This window comes from Actinomycetes bacterium (genome assembly GCA_022396035.1).
Taxonomy (GTDB): domain Bacteria; phylum Actinomycetota; class Humimicrobiia; order Humimicrobiales; family Humimicrobiaceae; genus Halolacustris.
In genome coordinates, this window is sequence record JAIOXO010000020.1 from 13523 (window position 1) to 31174 (window position 17652).

The 17652-nt window shown below is 41.4% G+C and carries 16 protein-coding genes; 12 read left to right on the forward strand and 4 right to left on the reverse strand.

The genetic code is table 11. The features are described from left to right. Positions 1 to 84 precede the first annotated feature (84 nt). The 4 genes from K9H14_06810 (at position 85) to K9H14_06825 (ending at position 3969) form a co-directional block, all read left to right on the forward strand. Positions 85 to 1533 (forward strand): NAD(P)/FAD-dependent oxidoreductase, encoded by a 1449-nt coding sequence (locus K9H14_06810; protein MCG9479906.1) that lies wholly within the window; start codon positions 85 to 87, stop codon positions 1531 to 1533. Then, positions 1530 to 2759, forward strand: coding sequence for an NAD(P)/FAD-dependent oxidoreductase (locus K9H14_06815; GenBank protein ID MCG9479907.1), 1230 nt, complete (start codon positions 1530 to 1532; stop codon positions 2757 to 2759). Before K9H14_06810 ends, K9H14_06815 begins: the two co-directional genes overlap by 4 nt. Continuing rightward, positions 2756 to 3118 (forward strand): DUF1667 domain-containing protein, encoded by a 363-nt coding sequence (locus tag K9H14_06820; protein ID MCG9479908.1) that lies wholly within the window; start codon positions 2756 to 2758, stop codon positions 3116 to 3118. Before K9H14_06815 ends, K9H14_06820 begins: the two co-directional genes overlap by 4 nt. 113 nt (positions 3119 to 3231) lie before the next feature. Then, positions 3232 to 3969, forward strand: a complete 738-nt coding sequence (locus tag K9H14_06825; GenBank protein MCG9479909.1) for a hypothetical protein — start codon at positions 3232 to 3234, stop codon at positions 3967 to 3969. Here the strand turns inward: K9H14_06825 and K9H14_06830 are convergent, their stop codons facing one another. From K9H14_06830 to K9H14_06840, 3 genes are read right to left on the reverse strand one after another with little or no spacing between them, the layout of a single operon-like run. Further along, entirely contained in the window at positions 3970 to 4893 is a 924-nt protein-coding gene (locus K9H14_06830; protein ID MCG9479910.1) for a lysophospholipase, read from the reverse strand. Continuing rightward, positions 4894 to 7680, reverse strand: a complete 2787-nt coding sequence (locus K9H14_06835; protein ID MCG9479911.1) for a calcium-translocating P-type ATPase, PMCA-type — start codon at positions 7678 to 7680, stop codon at positions 4894 to 4896. A 31-nt stretch (positions 7681 to 7711) separates the two neighbouring features. Beyond that, positions 7712 to 8554: a lysophospholipid acyltransferase family protein gene (locus tag K9H14_06840; GenBank protein ID MCG9479912.1), complete on the reverse strand. Its 843-nt coding sequence runs from the start codon at positions 8552 to 8554 to the stop codon at positions 7712 to 7714. A 112-nt stretch (positions 8555 to 8666) separates the two neighbouring features. Here K9H14_06840 and K9H14_06845 point away from each other — a divergent pair, with 112 nt between their 5' ends. From K9H14_06845 to K9H14_06865, 5 genes are all read left to right on the forward strand, one after another. Next, positions 8667 to 9824 (forward strand): hypothetical protein, encoded by a 1158-nt coding sequence (locus tag K9H14_06845; protein ID MCG9479913.1) that lies wholly within the window; start codon positions 8667 to 8669, stop codon positions 9822 to 9824. Positions 9825 to 10078: 254 nt separating this feature from the next. Then, a complete protein-coding gene (locus K9H14_06850) occupies positions 10079 to 11437 on the forward strand; it encodes an aspartate aminotransferase family protein (protein ID MCG9479914.1) in 1359 nt (452 codons plus the stop codon). A gap of 22 nt (positions 11438 to 11459) precedes the next feature. Continuing rightward, on the forward strand, positions 11460 to 12617 hold the full coding sequence (locus K9H14_06855) for a Gfo/Idh/MocA family oxidoreductase (protein MCG9479915.1): 1158 nt from the start codon (positions 11460 to 11462) through the stop codon (positions 12615 to 12617). A gap of 3 nt (positions 12618 to 12620) precedes the next feature. Continuing rightward, on the forward strand, positions 12621 to 12962 hold the full coding sequence (locus tag K9H14_06860) for a P-II family nitrogen regulator (protein MCG9479916.1): 342 nt from the start codon (positions 12621 to 12623) through the stop codon (positions 12960 to 12962). Between the two features lie 9 nt (positions 12963 to 12971). After that, the gene (locus K9H14_06865; GenBank protein MCG9479917.1) at positions 12972 to 14213 is read left to right on the forward strand and encodes a Glu/Leu/Phe/Val dehydrogenase; all 1242 of its coding nucleotides are present in this window, start codon (positions 12972 to 12974) and stop codon (positions 14211 to 14213) included. 17 nt (positions 14214 to 14230) lie between these two features. On the opposite strand, the gene K9H14_06870 is transcribed toward K9H14_06865, so the two are convergent. After that, entirely contained in the window at positions 14231 to 14995 is a 765-nt protein-coding gene (locus tag K9H14_06870) for a DeoR/GlpR family DNA-binding transcription regulator (protein ID MCG9479918.1), read from the reverse strand. 174 nt (positions 14996 to 15169) lie between these two features. On the opposite strand from K9H14_06870, the gene K9H14_06875 reads away from it, so the two are divergent. The 3 genes from K9H14_06875 to K9H14_06885 all read left to right on the forward strand — a co-directional run. Continuing rightward, positions 15170 to 16180, forward strand: coding sequence for a LacI family transcriptional regulator (locus K9H14_06875; protein ID MCG9479919.1), 1011 nt, complete (start codon positions 15170 to 15172; stop codon positions 16178 to 16180). Positions 16181 to 16269: 89 nt separating this feature from the next. Next, positions 16270 to 17205 (forward strand): hypothetical protein, encoded by a 936-nt coding sequence (locus K9H14_06880; GenBank protein ID MCG9479920.1) that lies wholly within the window; start codon positions 16270 to 16272, stop codon positions 17203 to 17205. Between the two features lie 209 nt (positions 17206 to 17414). Next, a partial coding sequence (locus K9H14_06885) for a hypothetical protein (protein ID MCG9479921.1) occupies positions 17415 to 17652 on the forward strand: 238 nt, incomplete at its 3' end.

Consider the following 17652-nt stretch of genomic DNA (forward strand, 5'->3'; position numbering starts at 1 on the left):
GCCTTATTCCAGTTTTGATTACTAAATCCTTGAACCAGCACGGTTTAAATAGTAATGTATTTAAAAAATTGATGTATAAATAAAGTGGCCGGAAAAAAAATTAAAACAGACATAGCGATAATCGGGGCAGGGATAATTGGCTGCTGCCTGGCCCGCCAGCTGTCCAGGTATAAGGTTTCAGTCATAGTAATAGAAAAAGAGGAAGATGTAGGCTGGGGGACCACCAAGGCCAATAGCGGGATTCTGCATGCAGGTTATGCCGGAGAACCGGGAAGCCTTAAATTAAAATTAACCCATAGGGGAAATAAGTTATTTAGAAAATATGCCCAGGAACTGGATATACCGCTAAAAAATACCGGATCCCTGGTCAATACCGCCAGTAAGGAAGGAATCAAAGATCTGGAACAGCTATACTGGCAGGGCAGAGATCAGGGAATAGAAAAGTTGTCCATAATTATAGGTAATCAGCCCATCAAAGCCAGGGAACCCAATATCAGCCATAAGGTTTGCGCCTCGCTGTATGCTCCTGATGCCTGTATTGTATCGCCTTATGAGGCGGCTATTGCTGCTTATGAAAATGCTAAAGCCAACGGGGTTAAATTTCTACTGGGGCATGAGGTACAGCAGATACAATCTGAAAAACAGTTCAGGCTGCATTCAGGCAATGTGGTAATTGAAGCTGATTATGTGGCCAATGCTGCTGGTTTGAATGCTGACCAGATAGCTGCCATGATAGGGGATAGAAGTTTTAAGATTAATCCGGTCAAAGGCCAGTACTTTATTCTGGACCGGGAAACCGGAAATTTTGTGAACCATATAAATTTCCCTCTTACCCGGGGCAGGGAGAAGAGGTCCAAGGGAATACTGGTAGCTCCTACTGTAGGAAAAAATTTGTTGGTTGGTCCCAATTATCAGCCCTGTGATGCAGAAAGCCTGGATACTACCTTGAAAGGTCAGAGAGAGATAAAGAAAAAAGCTTCAAATTATTTTCCCCACATACCTTTTGATAAAATTATCACTTCTTTTGCCGGTATCAGGGCAGTATCTGATACCAATGATTTTATAGCAGCCTCTTCACAGAAAAATAACAGGTTTATAAATATGGGAGGCATACAATCTCCCGGTCTAACCTGTGCCTTTGCCCTGGCCGAAAGGGTAATAGATATGTTAAGCGATTGTGGTCTTAAACTTAAACCAGATAAAAAATATAATCCTGTAAGGTCATCCATTAAGAGGCTTAACCAGGATGATTATCTTTCCAACAAGTCCCTTTATAACCGCAAACCTGGTTATGGCAGGATAATATGCAGGTGTGAAAAGGTTACTGAAGCAGAAATTGTGGAAGCCATAAGTCGTGGAGCCAGGACTGTCGATGGAATAAAATTCCGGACACGGGCGGGTATGGGCAGGTGTCAGGGCGGTTATTGCAGCCTTAAGATAGTTAATATTTTATCCAGGGAACTGGGTATCCCTGCAGAATTCATAACCAAAAAAGGTAATCTCTCCCCGATGACGGGCAGGAGGATGCAATGAATTACACCCATGACCTGATTATCATAGGAGCAGGGCCGGCAGGCCTTGCTGCCGCTTATAATGCTCTGCGGCTGGGTCTTAAAAAAATAGTGCTGATAGAAAGAGAGGACTTTTTGGGAGGCATACTGCCGCAATGCATACATGCAGGATTCGGGCTTAAGCATTTTGGCCAGGAGCTTACCGGGCCCGAGTATGCGCAAGTTTTTATAGATAGAATTAAATCACAGCACGTAGAAGTGAAACTGGGTACCATGGCCCTGTCTATAGATACAAAAAAGCAAGTATGGCTGGCCAGCAGATATGACGGTTTCTATACATTTAGAGGCCGGGCAGTAATACTTGCCCTGGGCTGCCGGGAAAGAACCAGGGGAGCTATATCCCTGCCCGGTTTTAGGCCTTCCGGAATTTATACTGCGGGAGTAGTACAGCGAATGATCAATATGGAAGGCTATCTTCCCGGGGAAAAAGCGGTGATACTGGGGTCGGGGGATATTGGCCTCATTATGGCCAGAAGGTTAACCCTGGAAGGATGCAGGGTGGAAGGGGTTTATGAGATGATGTCTTTTTCCTCAGGACTTACCAGGAATATTGCCCAGTGTCTTGAAGATTATGATATCCCCCTTAATTTAAACTCTACAGTATCCCGTATATATGGAAACCACAGGGTAGAAGCGGTAGAGATCACTGACCTTGAGAACAAGTGTAGTAAAATTGTGGAATGTGACACCCTGCTGCTTTCAGTGGGGCTGATTCCTGAAAATGAGCTGCTGAGGGAAGCAGGAATTAAAATAGATCCGGCAACGGGAGGGCCGGTGGTTGACGAAAGTTTTAGTACTTCCGTTAGGGGAATATTTGCCTGCGGCAATTCCCTGTTTGTAAATGATCTGGCTGATGACGTTACCAGGGATGCATATCATGCCAGCAAGGCAGCCATAAATTTCATAAAAAAAGGAAAGAAGCCTGAAAGCGGGATAAAGGTTAGCAGCGGTCAGGGTATCAGCCAGATAATTCCCCAGAAAGTTTCCGGTGACCATGAGGTTGAATTCAAATTAAGAGTAGACCGGCCTTATTCCCGGGCCACCATAAACATTAAAGGCACCAGGTTTAGCAAAATTAGAACCTACCTTGCTCCCGGGGAGCTGGTGGTCTTGAAGTTGAGGAAAAAGGATTTTGATAAATTCAAAATTACCGGTAGAGAAATTGAGTTCGAGGTGAAAAGAACATGAAAACCAGATACCTTACCTGCATTATTTGTCCTGCCGGATGCCGTCTTAAAGTGGGTTATCAGGGTAAAGAAGTGGTAAAGGTGGCTGGAAATAAGTGTAAAAAAGGCTTGAAGTTTGCTGCTGAAGAAATTGTTAATCCGGTAAGGATATTAACCACCACTATTGCCATAAAATCGGAAAAAATCTGTAGGCTACCGGTACGGAGTAAGCAGCCTGTACACCGGGATAAAATTCCTGTCCTGGTAAAGGAAGCCAAAAGGATAAAAGCCAGGGCTCCGGTGAGGCAGGGAGATTATTTGGCCAGGGATCTTCTGGGTACTGGCATTGATTTGATATCTTCTTGTACTGTAGACAGTTAACTATTCTTCTTGCACCATCGGTACTGAACTCCAACAAGAGAGCGTTGCTGCCCTTGTATCTTTTAACCAACAGTTGTATCCTTTTGTTTGCTGCAAGATTGGAGGTTTATTTCATGGGAACGGAAGACAAAGTTAAATATGTAATAGAAAATACGGAAGTACTCATTCTTCCCAAAAAGTATATATCTACTTCTGGCTCTACTACCATGCGCTATTTTATAATTGCCGAGCCCCTGTATAAAGAATTTGAAGGAGAAAGCGGAGAAGAAGAGACGGTGGTAAGGGAAGGCAAAATTACCTGGGAAAAACCCAAACTTATAACCCCTTCATATATGCTGAGGCTGGAGGGATTCAGCCAGGAGGCCCAGTCCGCTTTAAAAATTTTAGCAGAAGAAGATAATGATCTGGCTATGATACTTTATAATCTTAAGTTTATCAAAAATTCTGAAAAAATGGATATAGTTCCCAAGCCGATTACTAAAATAGCTGAAAATATTGAAAGCCAGATAGAGAATGACAAGGATCAGGCCTGCGGCCTGATAAAGGGAGTGGATGAATTTTGGGATATATCCCTGTTTAAGTTTGTTCAGGAAGTTATAACCTACAGCGCCCAGCGTTCACACCTTCCGGAGATGTTCAGGAAAAACTATATCAATTTAAATGCCGAGGGCAAACCGGTGCTTGCCCGGGACCGCTCAGGAATTCCGATAGCAATAAGGCTGGAGATAGACAAGAAGTTTAAGCAGTTTGAAAAGGGTGATATTGACGCAGGCCAGTTAAAAAAAGAGCTGGACAGGTGGGATGTATTTGAACAATATGAAGACCGGTTCCTGCGCTATTTTCAAAAATAACTACAGATGACCTTCAACCCAGGTCAATATATCCTCATATATACTATCTTTTATCTTTTCATTTAACAGCTCGTGGCGGCAATCAGGATAAATTTTTAAATTCAGATCCTGGATAGCTAATTTCTGGAAGGTTTTATAAAATTTTTTTACTCCCCTGGCCATATTCCCCACTGCATCATACTGGCCTGCCAGCATTAAAACAGGAAGATTTTTTGGTATCCTGTCCAGGTTCCTGGTTTTATTTATATTTAGAGTAGCCCGGGCCAGATTATAAAAAAACCCGGCAGTAAGAACTGAACCGCAATAAGGGTCGGAAATGTACCTGTCTACTACTTCCTGGTCTGTACACAGCCAGTCAAAGTCAGTTCTGGCGGGAGAAAAATGTTTATTGTAACCTCCAAACAGCATATTGTGGAGGATATAGCTTCTGGCTTCTTTGCCCTTGATTCTGCACTGGATGGCGGCAATTAATAGGCCGGCTATAGTAAACACTGGCTGATAACTGGCTACCCCGGTAAGTATTAACCCATCGATCTGTTTGCCTCCCAGATAGGCAAAATTTATAACCAGAAGCGAACCCATGCTATGGCCCAGAATAAACACCGGTAAGCCGGGGTGTTTTTGGTTTATATATTTATTTAAATAACCTATGTCTTCTAACATGAACTGCCAGCCTTTCTGATTGGAACAAAAACCTAAATATTTCTGGTCTTCTGCAGTTTTTCCATGGCCACGGTAGTCATGGGCATAGACTGTAATTTGGTTCTGCGACAGAAACCTTCCAAATTCCTGATATCGTGCAGAATGTTCAGCCATTCCATGGGCTATAAGAAGAATTGCTCTGGGTTTATGATCAGCAACCCAGCTGTTTACATGTATTTTTTGGCGGTCACCACAGGAAAGTTTGAAAGATTTGCTGTGCAATCAGTCTCCCCGTCCCGAGTATTTATATCTAATCTTATTAATGAAATTTATAATTACTACCGGTATTATGGAACTGCCAATAATCAGCAGCCAGTGATTAATGGATAGAGCAGTAGTGCTGAAAATATTTTGCAGGCCAGGTATGTATATAATAGCTACCTGTAGAAGTATGGAAGCGACAATAGCCAGATTCAGATATTTGTTGGCAAAAATGTTTCTGGTAAATATTCCCCGGTTCTGGAACCTGAAGTTAAAGGTATGGAAAAGCTGCGAGAGTACCAGGGTAGTAAATACACTGGTATGGAATATATCTATAGCGTGCACTGTATTATGGGAAAATATAACCGGTCCGGCAAAGAATATAAACAGGGCGCCAAAAGTTAGTACCAGCCCCTGCCAGCTTATCATGCCTAATCGGCGGCGGCTTAAAATTTGTTCCTTATTTTTGGTGGCTTTTCTTTCCATAATATTTGCTTCGGGGGGATCTACTCCCAGGGCCATTGCCGGCAAGCCGTCGGTTATTAGGTTCATCCACAGTATTTGAACTGGCAGCAGGGGGATGTAAAGAAAGCCCCGTTCGCCCAGTATAAGATAAAATATATAATCTCCAAACACTATAGCAATAAACATAAGCAGTACTTCAGAAATATTGCAGGAGAGGAGGAACAGGATAAATTTCTTAAGGTTGTCATAGATGACTCTACCCTGCCTTATGGCTTTAACTATGGTGGCAAAATTATCGTCAGTTAATATCATTTCACTGGACTCTTTGCTTACGTCAGTTCCGGTTATGCCCATGGCCACGCCTATATCGGCCTTTTTTAGCGATGGGGCATCATTTATACCGTCTCCAGTCATGGCTACGATATGGTTATTCTTTCTTAAGGCATCAACAATAGCTACTTTATTGGAAGGTGAAACCCGGGCAAATATCTTGATATTTTCTATCTGCTGCTGAAGCTCAGAATCAGAAAGGCTGTCCAGTTCCTGGCCATCCACTACCATGTCTCCCTCATTCAGCAGGCCTAATTCAGTTCCTATGGCGGTGGCGGTGAGTTTATGGTCTCCGGTAACCATAATAACTCCTATATTTGCCCTTTTGCACTGTCCTATTGCAGCAGCGGCCTCCGGGCGGGGTGGATCAATCATTCCTACCGACCCGCAGTAAACCAGCTCCTGTTCCTGGTGGGTCAATTTATCTGCCTCGGGGAGCCGGGATATATTTTTAAAGGCAAAAGCCAGGGTTCTCATGGCATTTTTGGCCATATCAGTATGGTTATCTATTATTGTCTGTTTATCTTCTTTGGTAAGCTGTACCACCTGGCCGCCTTTTATAATTCGGTCGCATCGGTTAAGTATTACCTCGGGCGCACCTTTGGAATACAATATATACTGGCCAGAATTCTGGGATTCCTTATGCACAGTGGTCATCATCTTGCGTTCTGAATCAAACGGTTCTTCTGCTTTTCTGGGCTTCTTCAGCTCCAGGTCATCTTTGGCCAGCCCATAAGAATTTCCCAATTCTATCAAAGCTGCTTCAGTAGGATCCCCGCTTATATTACCCTGCTCCCGGTCAATAAAATAGGCGTCATTGCATAGTAAAGCAGCTTCCAGCAGATAGTTAAGGGCCTGTCTCGAAGACTCCAGAGTCAGGTGATTATTACTGTCTGCCTGACTTATATGATCGGTATACCGGGTATCTTCATCCAGTCCGGTAAATATCTTTCTTACCATCATCTTGTTAATGGTAAGGGTGCCGGTTTTATCGGTACAAATTACGGTAACGCCACCCAGGGTTTCCACCGAGCTAAGCTTCCTTATAAGGGCATTGTTTTTGGCCATCTTTTGTACACCCAGAGCCAGAGAAACTGTAACAATGGCCGGCAGGCCTTCCGGAATGGCTGCTACTGCCAGAGCAACTGCTATAAGAAGCATATCTGCCAGGGGGTTGCCTTTAAGCAATCCGGAGCCAAAAACAACAATGCTAATTACTATAGTGATTATACCAATTCTCTGCCCCACGGTTTTTAGTTCTTTCTGCAGGGGGGTAAGGTCCTCTTGCTGTTGTACCATAGAAGCAATCTTACCAATTTCGGTGCTTTTTCCTGTCTCTACCACTGCTGCTCTACAGCGGCCCCTGGTTAGTGTGGTTCCGCTGAATAGAAGATTTACCCGGTCTCCAATACCAATTTTGGGCTTATCTATAGCTTCGGTTATCTTATCTACAGGCATGGACTCTCCGGTAATAGGGGCCTCGTTGGTCTGTAGATTTACCTGTTCCAGTACCCTGCAGTCAGCAGGCACCAGGTCTCCAGCAGCCAATTTAATTATGTCACCGGGAACCAACAGGTTTGAACTTATTTCCTGCTCTTTAGAATCTCTTATGACTTTGGCGGTAGGGCTCGCCAGTTCTTTTAAGGCCTGCAGGGCTTTTTCAGCTCTGTATTCCTGTACAAATCCCAATACGGAATTAATAATTAGAATAATAAGAATTACAATGGCATCAGTTATCTCTCTAACAATTACTCCCGAGATAAAGGCTGCGGCAATAAGTATCCAGATCATAAAGTCATTAAACTGGGATAAAAAGATCTTAAATGGAGATCGCCCTTTTTTCTCTTCCAGTTCATTCTTGCCATAAGAAGATAAACGGTCGGTGGCTTCCTTGCTGGAGAGGCCTTTATCGGTAGATGTAGATAATTTATCAATTATTTTGGTGGTAGTTAGAGTATGCCAGAGGGTTTTTACCTGTTCAGTGTTTAAATCCTGTGTTTTTTGTTTAGCCATAGTGTATTAAATATAGAATTAAAATATAATTTTAGTCAACCCAGATGTCGTGAAACATTTCCCACTGGTCAACATGGGCAGCGATATATTTTTCCAAAACTTCAATCATGGTAGCCATGTTGGCGGCAACATCTTTGCTTCTATCAATTTTTAAAGGGCTGCCTATTATCTGGTGATGGGTGTATTTATCTTTTCTATATATGAAGCTAGGCATAATGGGTGCTTCTGATTTCAGGGCAGTGAAAATAGGGCCATAGGGGATCCTTGCTTTTTTACCAAAAAAATTAACCGGGTTAGCCCGACAGGTAGGATCCCAGTCAGTGGGTATGGCTACAACTCCATTTTCCTTGAGTATTCGAAAAATGTTTAGCAGACGGTCATTATAAATAGTGTTAAGTCCCTTGGACAGCCTTTTGGATTCAAAAAAATTATTAAGGGGCTTGTATTTTCTCTGCAGCCCCATTCCCCAGGTGTTTTCTATCTCCAGTGCAATCCTGCAGGCCCCCCATTCAAAATTTCCTATATGTGCAGTAAAGATTATGGCCCCCTTGCCTTTATCTAGAGCCCTCTGGAGGTTTTCCATCCCTTCAAGTTCTACTATCTGCTTCAGTCTATCTCTGGGCACCAGCTTGTGTTTAAGGAAGTCTACTATATTCTTTAACCAATGCTGGTAAATTTTGATGGCCGTGCGGTGTACCTGGGGATGGTTTATGTCTTTACCCATGACCCTGGATATATTTTTTTTCAGGGGATAAAGATTGATCCCAAAAATTACTGCTAGCCTGGCCAGTATCCTGGCTATAAAGTAGGCAACAGGATAAGGCAAGATGAATGCAAGAAACTCCAGAAACTTATAACCGATAAATGCAAGCATCTATATTCCTATTACTAATTTGGTAATGATAAAAATGTCAGGATAAATATTGTATAATAATATTAAATTTTGAAGTTAATTAAAAGCATTTTTTAAGGCAGGTGGAATCAATATGAATAAAAGCAATCAAAAGGAAGTGGGTTTAAGCCAGGTTCTAAACTACAAGCCTTCGGGAAGCCCGGTGGTATCAGCCTATCTTATGGTAGATGGGGCCAGAACCAATAAAAGGGATTACCTGACCAAGCTCAACTCTATGATGACCAAAAAAAAGGATGAGCTGGAAAATTCCAAAGATATACCCAGGGATGAAAAAAAGAAGGTTTATGATATTTTTGAGAAGATAAAAAAATATGTTGATGACCGTTTTAAGGCAGACTCAGCAAAGACCCTTTTAATATATGCTGACAGTAATAATCTGTGGGAAGTACTGAGTTTGCCCATTGTTATGCGGTCCAAAATAATTGTGGACCCAAAGCCACATACCCAAAACTTAAGGTCCATGGTGCAGAGTTTTAACAAGTATGCAATTTTACTTATGGACAGAGAAAAAGCACAGATATATCTGCTGTACCTGGGTCAGATAAAGGAATACCTGGCTGCTTTTATAAATGATGTTCCCTCCAAGGTTAATTTCAGGAGTGAGGCCGCATTCAGGGAGAAAAAAATATTGGGCAAAATTGAAGAGAAACTGCATCACTTCTTTAAGATCATAAATGATAAAACACTAGAGTTATTTAATGAAGAAAAATTTGATTATCTTATTTTAGCCGGAAGGAAAGAGATATTATCTAACTTTTCAAATTACCTGCACAATTATCTGGAATCCAAGATGATTGGCCAGATTGAAGCCCAGCCGGATACCGAGGTATGGCAGATAAGAGAAAAGGCGCAAGAACTGATTGACCAGTATGAACAAAAGACCAGGGATGATCTGGTGCACAACCTGTTTGAAGAATACAATCCTAATGGTTGGGCAGTGATAGGGGTAAAGGCTACTATAAAAGCCCTGCTTATAGAGCAAATCAGGACCTTAATTTATGATAGAAATCTGATTCAGGAAGGTTATGTTTGTGATTCATGCCAGTATATAACTATTGATAAACAGGACCAATGTCCTTACTGCGACGGTAACCTGGTCTACTATAATGATATAATTGATGAGATAGTTGAGGATGCTTTAGCTCAGGGTTGTGAGGTAGTTGATGTGGAAGACAACAGCAGGCTTCAGCAAGCAGGAGGTATTGCTGCAATATTGCGGTACAAACTTTAATCAGTTTTCTAAAAGCGGGTGATTTCTGTTATTGGTCGAGAAATAGCTCAGTTTAAACGCATAGGCATTTAAACAACGATTCCCATATCAGTCTTTTAGGGATAGTTTGATGCCTAGTTCTTATATACTAACCACAAATCACTGAAATAATAAAAGGCCTTTTTTGCTGTATTTTTTACTATGTTTATATTATAATCAATAACAACGTGCAACAATGCTAAGAAACAAACAAGATAATGCAATAGGAGGAAACAATGAATTATGACAAAGATTGGGCCAAGGTAGATGTAAACAGCATTCCTGATATAAAAGTTCCCCCGCCAGGACCCAAATCAAAAGCTCTACACGACAGGGCAGAAAAATATATGAAAGGCTACTCTTCTCAGGTTAGGCTTTTTCCAGTAGCCTTTGAGAGCGGCCATGGGGTCACCATGACCGATGTTGACGGCAATACTTTCATAGACTTCTCTTCAGGAATCTATGTTACCAATTTGGGACATTGCCATCCCAAAGTAGTGGAGTATATTCAGAAGCATACTGCACAACTCATGAACTGCCATGACTATACTACTGAAATAAAGACCAAGTTTCTGGAAAAACTGGCATCAGTTACCCCCGGCAATCTTAATGGGGTTCAGATGTATTGTGCAGGTACGGAAGCAGTAGAAGCAGCCATGAGAGCAGCAAGAGCTTATACTAACAAATATGAATTCTTCAGCTTCTATGGTGACTTCCATGGTAAGACCATGAGTGCGGTATCACTTACTGAAGTGGCTAATTATACCTCAGGTCCCAGGGCAGTAGGCCATCATATGGCGCCCAATGGGCATTGTTACCATTGCCATTACCAGAAAAAATACCCGGAATGTGGATTGTTCTGTGTGGATGCACTTGAAAAACAGATTCGCATGGAAGGTACAGATAATGTAGCGGGAGTAGTTATGGAGCCCATACAGGGCTGGGGTGGATCAGTAGTTTATCCTGATGAGTATTTACCTAAGATAAGGGAAATGTGTGACAAATTGGGTATCTTTCTTATAGTTGACGAGGTATTGACCTGCTGTGCCCGTACCGGAAAGATGTTCTGTGTTGATCACTATGATGTAGTACCGGATATTATTGTATTGGGAAAAGGTCTTGCCAATGGCTTTCCCTGTACCGGTTTTGCTATCAGGGAAGATTATGCTGATGTCTTAGAGAAGATATCTGCATCTACTTCATATGGCGGTAACCCCATGGCTGCAGCTGCCGGCTTGGCATCACTGGAGGTAATAGAAGAAGAAAATATAGTTGAAAGATCGGAGAAGCTGGGGAAATTCATTATGGATAGACTGGTACAGATAAGGGATAGCCATAAAATCATAGGTGAAGTAAGAGGCAAGGGATGTCTGCTGGGCATGGAAGCAGTAAAGGACAAGCAGAGCAGGGAGCCTTTTGACGAAGCAGGCAGAAAAATATATCAGAAGGCTTTTGCCAAAGGCCTGGCCTGGATTCCTGCCGGCCATAACCTTAGGATGTCGCCACCACTGATAATGGAAGAAGATGTTGCTGAAAAAGCACTGGACATAATAGATCAGTCAATTTCTGAAGTAGAAAAAGAATACGGATATTAAAAGATTCATCAGGAGGTAAAAAATGAAAACTTTAGGTCTGGGAATGGTAGGTTACGGCTTTATTGGTAAAGTCCATACCATATCCTACATTGATATGCCATTTTACTATAGTCCTGTGCCGGTCAAAGTAAAGCCGGTAGGTGTCTGTTCGGTACCTATTGATGATGCTAAAAAAGGTATAGAAGATGCAGGTTTTGAATTTGCTACTGAAGATTACAAGCAGCTAATAGAAAGAGATGACATAGATATAATAGAGGTCTGCACCCCTAACTACCTGCATAAGGATATAATTACTGAGGCTTTGGAAGCAGGTAAGCATGTGGTATGTGAAAAACCTTTAGCTATGGATCTGACAGAAGCCAAACAGATTCTGGAGGTGGCCAAGAAGCATCCCCAGCAGGTAGCCCAGGTCAGTTTTGAGTATAGATACCAGCCTGCTATTATGAGAGCAAGACAGCTTATCCAGGAAGGGTTTTTAGGCAGGATATATAATATAAGGATTGTATATCTGCATGCTGGAAACTCTGATCCTGACAGACCTCTTTATTGGAAGATACAGAAGAAATTCTGTGGAGGAGGCTCACTGTATGATCTGGGTTCACATATTATAGATATAACCAGGTTTCTGTTGGGAGACTTTAAGAAAGTTTTTTCCAAACTAGATATCCTTGTTAAAGAAAGACCAATTCCTGGAAAGACAGACAGCTTTGGAAAAGTAGATACTGAAGATCTGGCTTTATTACTTTTTGAACTTGAAAATGGTGCATCAGGAACACTGGAGGCTTCTAAAGTAGCCAATGGTACTAATGATGAGATAAGGATGGAAATACATGGTGAAAAGGGTGCTCTAAGATTCAACAGTATGCAGCCCAATTATCTGGAGGTTTATGATGTCAGGGATGAAGGCTCTCCCATAGGAGGCAAAAGAGGGTTTAAATCCATAGAAACAGTGCAAAGGTACCCCAAACCAGCAACCCAGTTCCCTGGTCCTAAATTTTCTATTGGATGGATAAGATATCACATGGGAAGTGCTTTTGATTTCTTAACTAATATTGCTGAAGGAAAAGAGCCTGAGGCCGATATGTATGCAGGGTATAAAGTTCAGGAAGTAATGGAAGCAGCAAACATATCCAATGATAAAAAACAATGGGTTGATTTACCCTTAAAGGGGGATGAGTAATTTATGCTTCGAAAAATAGAATGCTACATACAGCCCACCAAGCTAGACCAGGTAAAAGAAGGCTTAATTGATGCCGGGATAGAAGGCATGTCGGTAACTGAGGTAAACGGTTTTGGTAAACAGCGGGGTTTCATAAATGGAGAAGTGCCCAATAAAAAGGTAAAGCTTCTGCCTAAAATAAAGCTGGAGATAGTAGTAGGAGAAGACGAGGTTGACACTATCACTACAGCTATTATAAAACTGGCAGGAACCGGGCACATAGGCTCAGGCAAAATTTTTGTGTTGCCGGTAGAAGATGCCATAAGGATAAGGACTTCGGAATCAGGCATTAGTGCTATAACTTAAGGAGGAAAAATGGAAAGTATCTGGAAACAAAGTTTATCCCGTCTATCTAATATTGCAGATTTACTTTCTCTGGAGCAGGGCATGCTAAAATACCTTTCCATCCCCAGAAAAGTAACCGAAGTAGCAGTACCGGTAAAGTTAGATAATGGTACCATGGAAATATATAGCGGTTTCAGGGTAATACACTCTACCAACCGGGGTCCGGCCAAGGGAGGCATCCGCTATCATCCTGATGTAGACCTGGATGAAATAAAGGCTTTAGCACTTCTAATGAGCCTAAAATGCGCACTGGCCAAACTACCTTTCGGAGGGGCCAAGGGGGGAGTAGCCGTAGATCCTTCAAAGTTATCAATGAATGAATTAGAAAATCTGACCCGGCGTTACACTTTTGAACTTATACCTAACATAGGGCCACAAAAGGATATACCTGCTCCCGATGTGGGCACCAATGCTCAGGTGATGGCCTGGATAATGGATACTTACTCTATTGATAAAGGTTATGCGGTGCCGGGAGTAGTAACCGGAAAGCCCATAGCCCTAGGGGGCTCTCAAGGCAGGGAAGCTGCAACTTCCAGGGGATGTGTCTATAATATACTTTCTGCAATGAAGGTGCTAAATTACGATAAACCTAATTTAAGAGTAGCCATTCAGGGTTTTGGCAATGTAGGTTCTAACGCAGCAAAGATACTTTATGACTTAGGCTTTATAATAGTGGGAGTGTCTGATGTGGAAGGAGGGTTACATAATGATAAGGGGATAGACCCCTACCACCTGGCTCAGTACGTGCAAGAATCTAAAACTGTAGCAGGATATTCCGAGGCAAATAATATTCCGGGAGAAGATATATTCGGCCTGGACTGTGATATCTTTATACCGGCAGCATTAGAAAATCAGATAACTGAAACTACTGCCAGCCAGATTAAAGCTAGAATTTTAGCTGAAGGAGCGAATGGTCCTACTACCCAGAAAGGTGATCAGATATTATCTGATGCAGGTATATTTGTAATACCTGACATACTGGCTAATGCTGGAGGAGTTACTGTTTCCTACTTTGAGTGGGTACAGGGAAATGATGCCTACTTCTGGTCCAAGCGCAAAGTTGATATTGCCCTAAAAGAGATAATGGATGCTGCCTTTGGCCATGTATATGAGGTACATAAGGATAAAAAGGTATCAATGAGAGATGCAGCTTATATTATTGCCATAGACAGAATAGTGGAAGCAGTACGTCTCAGAGGGATATATCCGTAAGAAAGGCCGGAAGTAAATTATTTCTGTATTACAGTAATACCAGATTTTTTTATCTGATCTATGAGAGACTTATTAGCTGAATGGTCAGTAATTAAAATATCTATACTGGATATATCAGATACAAAATTGACTGATATATGGCCAAGCTTGGAATGATCAGCCAGAGCAATAACCTGGTTTGCGCTTTTAATAATGTTTTTCTTGGTAGCAGCCTCAATCTGGTTTACAGCTGTTATGCCCTTATCTATATCCAGACCGGTGATACCTATAAAAGCTTTATCCACATTTACATTGGTAAAGGTATTATCAGCAATAGGTCCTATAAGTGAATGAGTTTCATTATTAAATATTCCTCCACTTAATATAATCGTATAATCAGGGGTAATTTTTGAAAGGATAGAAGCCACTTCGCAGCCATTGGTTATTATAGTTAAATTCTTGTTACCTCTAATGTTTAAAGCAGTATGGTAACCGGTAGTACCAGATTCAATAATAATTACGTCTCCTTCTTCAATCATCTGGGCAGCGGCCATGCCGATTTTTTTCTTTTCTTCTATGTTTATTTCTTTTTGAGTATTGAAGCTCATCTCCCTGCCTACAGATAAAGTCCTTATGGCTCCTCCATAGGTTCTTTTCACCAGGTTTTTCTGGCTTAATTTATTTAAATCTCTTCTTATGGTGGCCTCAGAAACTTTTAGCTTGGCAGCAATTTTTTTTGCGTTTATGCTGCCGGTGTCATTGATTATATTGAGTATGTATTCTCTTCTCTCTTCACCTAACATAATTTAAATGTTTTAGTTATAATTAAAATATCATTATATCATATAATAAAGTGTGACTATAAAGGATTAGCCAGAATTTTGAATGTCAAAATTTTTATAGCCAAAAGCATTGAAAAAAAATGCCCATTGGTAGATAATGTTAATTGCTGAAAACGTTATTAATATCGTTATCCTATGAAAAATATAACCCTCAAAGATGTAGCCAAGGAATCCGGGGTGTCTGTGCCCACAGTCTCTAGGGTCCTAAATAATGAAAAATTTGTCTCCACCCAGGTTCGAGACAAGGTGAAGGCAGCGGCTAAAAAACTTAATTACGAACCCATGTGGACTGCCAGAAGCCTGAGACTGAGAAAAACCAATATAGTAGGTATGATAATCCCCAATGTGGCAGATTACTTTTTTTCCAGTATTGTGCTGGGTGTGGAAAGGTTTTTTAGGAGGTATGGCAAGGAACTAATATTGTTTAATACCAGTAACGATGAAAACATTGAAGAAAAATCTATAAAAATCGCCATATCTAAAAGAGTTGAGGGAATTATCTTGGCTACCATATGCAAGAATAATGAAGTTATTAAATCTATCATGAAAAGTTTTGGAACCCCATTTGTGGTGGTAGATAACAAGATAGACATAGATAAAGTTGATTTTGTATTAAGTGATGATATAAACGGATCTTACAAATTAATAAATCACTTAATTAAGGTACATGGCTATAAGAAGATTGCCTGCATAAGCGGTCCCCTGGATGAATCAAGTGGATTTGATAAGCTGGCTGGCTATAAAAAAGCCCTGATAGAAAATGGCCTGGATATTGAGGATGACTTAATAAAGATTGCTGATTGGAAAAAGACCAAAGCCTATAATGCCACCAGGGAGTTAATGAACCAGAAAAACAGGCCCCGAGCCATATATTGTGCAAATGCCAATATGCTTATTGGTTGTTTCAGGTATTTAAATGAGAAAGAAATAAAGGTGCCTGATGAGGTAGCCGTGGTAACCTTTGATGACTATGATTTTGTATCCGCAATGAATCCTCCGGTAACTACTCTACAGCGAATTGATCTGGAGATAGGGGAAAAGGCTGCTGAGCTGCTGTTAAAGAGAATAAGTGGTGAAGCCGGAGATTACCAGGAAGTTAGGGTAGGTGCAGATCTTATAATAAGGAAGTCTTGTGGTTGCAAATAGAATTTTTTTCTAAAAATGTTATAAAAAAAGTAATTGGTGGTTAACAATGCCAAATAAAGGTATTAACAAAAACAGGGAGGTAAAACCAGATGAGTGAATTTACATTTGAACCGGCGGATTTTGTGCCGTTTAAGGACCGGAAAGTATTGGAAAAAGTAAGGTCGGTGCATGGAAAAGACCTGGAGAAATATTCCAATGAAAAAATGAAAATAAAAGTGATGAAAAATCCGCATCCAGTAATAATAGGGGATCTTTTTACCAGAATCAAGATGTCGGATGATTTGGATAAAAAACAGGTATTTATACTAGGTAACCCTGAGCCAGAAACCTATATACCAGTGGCAGAGCTTATCAATTACCATCGTGTAGATTGCAGGAATGTCTACATTTTTGCCATGGATGAGTGGGCTGACCAGGATGGAAATATAGCGCCAGAAACCTATAAAGCCGGTTTTGCCCATTCTCTGTTAAATTATTTTGTAAATCAGATCGACCAGGATCTGAGGATGCCCATGGATCATGTATTCTATCCTACCAATGAAAATATTGGGGACTACTCCAAGATGATAACCGAAATTGGAGAAGGAGGAGCCGATGTATGCTATTCAAGTCCTGGATGGGCCGGGCATATTGCATTTGTAGATCCATCACCAGAGTTCTTAACAGAAGATATCGACCAGTATTTAAAGCAGGATGCAAGAATTTTAAGCCTGCACCCTTTAACCATCTGTCAGAATTCTCTCCATGGGGTTTTTGGACAGTCTGGAGATATAGCTAATGTGCCACCAAAAGCGGCTACTATAGGGCCAGCGGATGTTGCACGTTCTAGAGTAAGAATTGAACTACACTCACTTCAGACCATGGGAACCTTTGTTTCGTGGCAGAGAATGACCTCCAGGTTGATACTGATGGGGCCGGTTACCCCTTATGTTCCCAGTTCGATATTCCAGATACTGGAAACCCAGGTTTATGTAAGTGAAGAAATCGCCGCGCCATTTGAGTGCTGGGAGACAGTGGGATATTAAAAAATTTTATAATATTGGTAGTTTAAAATAGGAGGCCGATGATGACAAAATAGGGTTTTTATGGTGGGTATTATGTGTAATACTATGAACATAATCGGGATACCCTCATATCAGCAGACCCTATTTTTAGAAGCAATAATAGTTATAGCTACAGTAATATCATATATTGGAAAAATGAGAAGAGTTTAACCAACGAAAGGAGCAAAAAGATGAAAAACAAGATAGCGGTAGTTACTTCCACCTATCCCAACTTTGGCCCTGAGGAGGCCCTAGCCGGCATAGCCGCCGCAGGCTTTAAGTATGTAGATATGGCCACCTGCCCCGGCTACTTTGAGCATATACTTCCCAGGCCGGAAGATATGGCCCCCGGTGACTACAAGCAGGTGCTAGATAAGGTAGCAGGCTACAACCTTAAGATCCTAGCGGTATCCGGCCATACCCGCCTGG

Bases quoted from the DNA above. Each gene is read 5' to 3' on its own strand.
- K9H14_06850 (MCG9479914.1), top strand. From the start codon at position 10,079: ATGAATTATGACAAAGATTGGGCCAAGGTAGATGTAAACAGCATTCCT.
- K9H14_06865 (MCG9479917.1), top strand. From the start codon at position 12,972: ATGGAAAGTATCTGGAAACAAAGTTTATCCCGTCTATCTAATATTGCA.
- K9H14_06860 (MCG9479916.1), top strand. From the start codon at position 12,621: ATGCTTCGAAAAATAGAATGCTACATACAGCCCACCAAGCTAGACCAG.
- K9H14_06815 (MCG9479907.1), top strand. From the start codon at position 1,530: ATGAATTACACCCATGACCTGATTATCATAGGAGCAGGGCCGGCAGGC.
- K9H14_06855 (MCG9479915.1), top strand. From the start codon at position 11,460: ATGAAAACTTTAGGTCTGGGAATGGTAGGTTACGGCTTTATTGGTAAA.
- K9H14_06840 (MCG9479912.1), bottom strand. From the start codon at position 8,554: ATGCTTGCATTTATCGGTTATAAGTTTCTGGAGTTTCTTGCATTCATC.
- K9H14_06870 (MCG9479918.1), bottom strand. From the start codon at position 14,995: ATGTTAGGTGAAGAGAGAAGAGAATACATACTCAATATAATCAATGAC.
- K9H14_06820 (MCG9479908.1), top strand. From the start codon at position 2,756: ATGAAAACCAGATACCTTACCTGCATTATTTGTCCTGCCGGATGCCGT.
- K9H14_06880 (MCG9479920.1), top strand. From the start codon at position 16,270: ATGAGTGAATTTACATTTGAACCGGCGGATTTTGTGCCGTTTAAGGAC.
- K9H14_06835 (MCG9479911.1), bottom strand. From the start codon at position 7,680: ATGGCTAAACAAAAAACACAGGATTTAAACACTGAACAGGTAAAAACC.
- K9H14_06825 (MCG9479909.1), top strand. From the start codon at position 3,232: ATGGGAACGGAAGACAAAGTTAAATATGTAATAGAAAATACGGAAGTA.
- K9H14_06875 (MCG9479919.1), top strand. From the start codon at position 15,170: ATGAAAAATATAACCCTCAAAGATGTAGCCAAGGAATCCGGGGTGTCT.
- K9H14_06845 (MCG9479913.1), top strand. From the start codon at position 8,667: ATGAATAAAAGCAATCAAAAGGAAGTGGGTTTAAGCCAGGTTCTAAAC.